The organism is Sodalis sp. (in: enterobacteria), from assembly GCF_051710625.1.
In the GTDB taxonomy this organism is placed as follows: domain Bacteria; phylum Pseudomonadota; class Gammaproteobacteria; order Enterobacterales; family Enterobacteriaceae; genus JBPESN01.
Window position 1 is genome coordinate 1 of the sequence record NZ_JBPESN010000117.1, and the last position, 3,270, is coordinate 3,270.

The following is a 3,270-nucleotide window of genomic DNA, read 5'->3' on the forward strand; positions in this document are numbered from 1 at the left end:
TACCTGTGCGTCGGCTGCTGACAACTGACCAACCCCAGCTTTTTTATGAGCCTGTGCTTGCGAGCCAGCGCCCCATCCGGAAGCCTCTCTGGGTTGCCATGATGGCGATACTTCTCGCGCCAGCGGCACCATGGCTGATATTGTGCAGTTCATGAACCTGACTGCGCAAATACCGTTCGCCTGCCGTCTGGCCTGTCAGAACGACTTTTCCAGTATTTGTAACTGCTGCGATGAACCCTGAACACGTGGCAGAGTGTGGCCACAGGATAATGCGCTCTGATTTTCCCAATTAACGAGAACTGTTCAGGGAGTCTGACATCAAGAGCGCTGTAGCCTTTTTTAATATTTTGTTTTCTATTTCAATGCGTTGTACCTTCTTCTTGAGCTCATGTATTTCGATTTGTTTCGGGGTTATGGGAGAGGCTTTTGGCGTTTTCCCCTGTCGCTCATCACGCAGTTGTTTTACCCATTTCGTTATCGTAGAAAGGCCGACGTCCATGGCTTTTGCTGCTGGCACGGCGGTGTAATTTTGGTCGATAACCAGTTGAGCGGATTAGCGTTTGAATTCAGGACTAAAATTTTTCCTTTTCATTGGTGCACCCGTGTTGTTCTAAGGTGAGCATATCACCTCTGTTCAGGTGGCCAAATTCAGTGTGCCACTACAGTTTATACGATGAGTATACCGGGGCTTGCCCGCCGCGCCTAGCAGGCATCCACTTGAATTATTAGCATTCATCCTAATTCATTAGGAAGACAGCCATTATCACGTTTATTTTCCCCGATTTTATCCCACTGACGAGGGTGCGACCCTGATGGCATTGACGCGGCGCCCCTATCAACGTGAAGCAGTGACGGCTACCGTCGATCATTTCCGCCGTCACAGCACGCCGGCGCTTATCGTCTTGCCAACCGGCGCCGGCAAAAACCTGCTCATCGCCGAGCTGGCCCGCCTGGCGCGTGGCCGTGTTCTGGTGCTGGCGCACGTAAAAGAGCTGATGGCGCAAAATGAACAGAAATACCGCGCCCTGGGGCTGGAAGCGACTATCTTCGCCGCCGGCCTGAAGTTACGCGACAGCGCCGGCAAAGTGGTGTTCGGCAGCGTACGGTCGGTAGCGCGCAATCTTTCAGCCTTTACCACCCCGTTTTCGCTGCTGATCATTGATGAGTGCCACCGCCTGGGCGATGACGACGACACCCAATATCAGCAGGTGATCCGCCATCTGCGCGATGTCACGCCCGGGCTGCGTATTCTCAGCCTTACCGCAACACCTTACCGGCTGGGAAAGGGATGGATATATCATTTTCATTACCACGGTATGGTGCGCGGCGATGAGGAGTGCTTCTTTCGCGACTGCATTTTTGAATTACCGCTGCATTATATGGTGAAGCACCGCTATCTGGTGCCGCCTGAGCGGTTAGATATGCCGGTGCGCCATTATGATTTCAGCCGCCTTTTTCCCAACGCGCTGGGCGACTACCCGGAAAAAGCGCTTAACGGTGAATTGCAGCGCCAGCGGCGCATCACACCGCTGATTGTCGCGCAAATCCGTGATTACGACGCCGCCAGACAGGGCGTGATGATCTTTGCCGCCACTGTTGAGCACGCCGGCAAAATTCTCGGCCTGCTGCCGTCGGATCAGGCGCCGCTCGTCAGCGCCGCGACCCCGGCCGTGGAGCGCGAAAGTCTGATTGCCGCCTTCCGCGCGCGGCGCCTGCATTACCTGGTCAACGTCGCGGTGCTTACCACCGGTTTCGAGGCGCCCCACGTTGACGTTATCGCCATCTTGCGCCCTACAACCTCGGTGAGCCTGTACCAGCAGATCGTCGGCCGCGGGTTGCGGCTTTATCCCGGCAAAACCGCATGTCTCATCCTGGATTATGCCGGCAACGGGCACAATCTCTACTCGCCGGAAGTCGGGCAGGCAAAACCGGACGGGCAGAGCCCGCCGCTACAGGTTTTCTGTCCCGCCTGCGGTTTTGGCAATCTGTTTTGGGGCAAAACGACGAGCGACGGCGAGGTGATTGAGAATTACGGCCGTCGTTGCCAGGGCTGGCATGAAGACGAACGGGGCGCGCGCCAGCAATGCGACTACCGCTTTCGCTTTAAACTGTGCGCCGACTGCGGCGCGCAGAACGACATCGCCGACGTCGGCGAGCGAGCACTACCGACTGCATACACCGACGCAGCGGCGGCTGTTTGCGCTTTGGTTTCTACCGTTGCACCTGCGCCCCCCAAGGATGGTGTTTACTTGGGGGCGGGCGAAGGACATCGAAGCGGCAGCGGACAAGTTACGGGCGCCGGATTTTGTGGTTGCTTCCCGGCGCGGCCATTTTTGGCAGGTGCGCGAAAAAGTCTTCGACTACCAGGGCCGCTTGCGCCGCGCCCATGAATTACGCGGCTGACCAGATTTCGTTTGCTCCGCGCCGGTAATTCCGGTAAAATTCTGCCCGCTTACTGGCAAGCATGTTTATGCTGCCTGCTGCTGGGTCGCCTGTAGCAAGTTCAATTTCGGGTTTTGAGAAAAATTATGTTAACTATTATTAACGCCGTAATTCGTAAAGACCAGGGCAAGAATGCAAGCCGCCGCCTGCGGCTTGCGAACAAGTTTCCGGCTATCGTTTACGGCGGCACCGAAGCGCCGGTCGCCATCGCGCTGGATCACGATATCACTCTGAACACCCAGACCAAAGAAGGTTTTTACACCGACATTCTGGCCCTGGTGATCGACGGTAAAGAAAGCAAAGTGAAGGTACAGGCGGTGCAACGTCATCCGTTCAAACCGAAACTGATCCATATCGATTTTGTAGTGGCCAACTAAAACTGGCCACCGCGTTAGCGTTTTTTCAGTGTCTATTTTCTGATTCGTTTGGTGGCAACGCACCGTTATATTCATGCGGCCTGAGTGCACTGTAATATCCCACGATATAGTCGGTAATTTTATGAGCTACTTCGCTGAAGCTATTGTAACCCTTTGTCGGCACCCATTCTGTCTTCAGGCTGCGGAAGAACCGCTCCATCGGACTGTTATCCCAACAGTTACCACACCGACTCATGCTTTGTTTAATCCGGTAACGCCATAGCAACTGTCGGAACTACCTGCTCGTATAGTGACTACCCTGATCGCTGTGGAACATCACTCCGCCTGGTTTACCACGCGTTTCCCATGCCATTTCCAGTGCTTTGATGGTCAGTCTGCTGTCCGGGGAGAACGACATAGCCCAGCCCACCGGTTTCCTCGCGAACAGATCAAGAACAACCGCAAGGTATGC

The 3,270-nt window shown here is 55.0% G+C and carries 1 protein-coding gene and 3 pseudogenes; 2 read left to right on the forward strand and 2 right to left on the reverse strand.

The features are described 5' to 3' along the window. A pseudogene (locus tag ACTBDU_RS16260) lies at positions 1 to 544 on the reverse strand (IS3 family transposase); the annotation flags it as partial. 268 nt (positions 545 to 812) lie between these two features. Between ACTBDU_RS16260 and ACTBDU_RS16265 the strand changes: the two are divergent. Together ACTBDU_RS16265 and rplY are read left to right on the forward strand one after the other, a co-directional pair. Next, positions 813 to 2,403, forward strand: a pseudogene (locus ACTBDU_RS16265) (DEAD/DEAH box helicase family protein). A 125-nt stretch (positions 2,404 to 2,528) separates the two neighbouring features. Next, positions 2,529 to 2,819 (forward strand): 50S ribosomal protein L25, encoded by a 291-nt coding sequence (gene rplY, locus ACTBDU_RS16270; protein ID WP_438807198.1) that lies wholly within the window; start codon positions 2,529 to 2,531, stop codon positions 2,817 to 2,819. Positions 2,820 to 2,844: 25 nt separating this feature from the next. On the opposite strand, the pseudogene ACTBDU_RS16275 reads toward rplY, so the two are convergent. Next, positions 2,845 to 3,270 (reverse strand): annotated as a pseudogene (locus ACTBDU_RS16275) (IS3 family transposase); the annotation flags it as partial.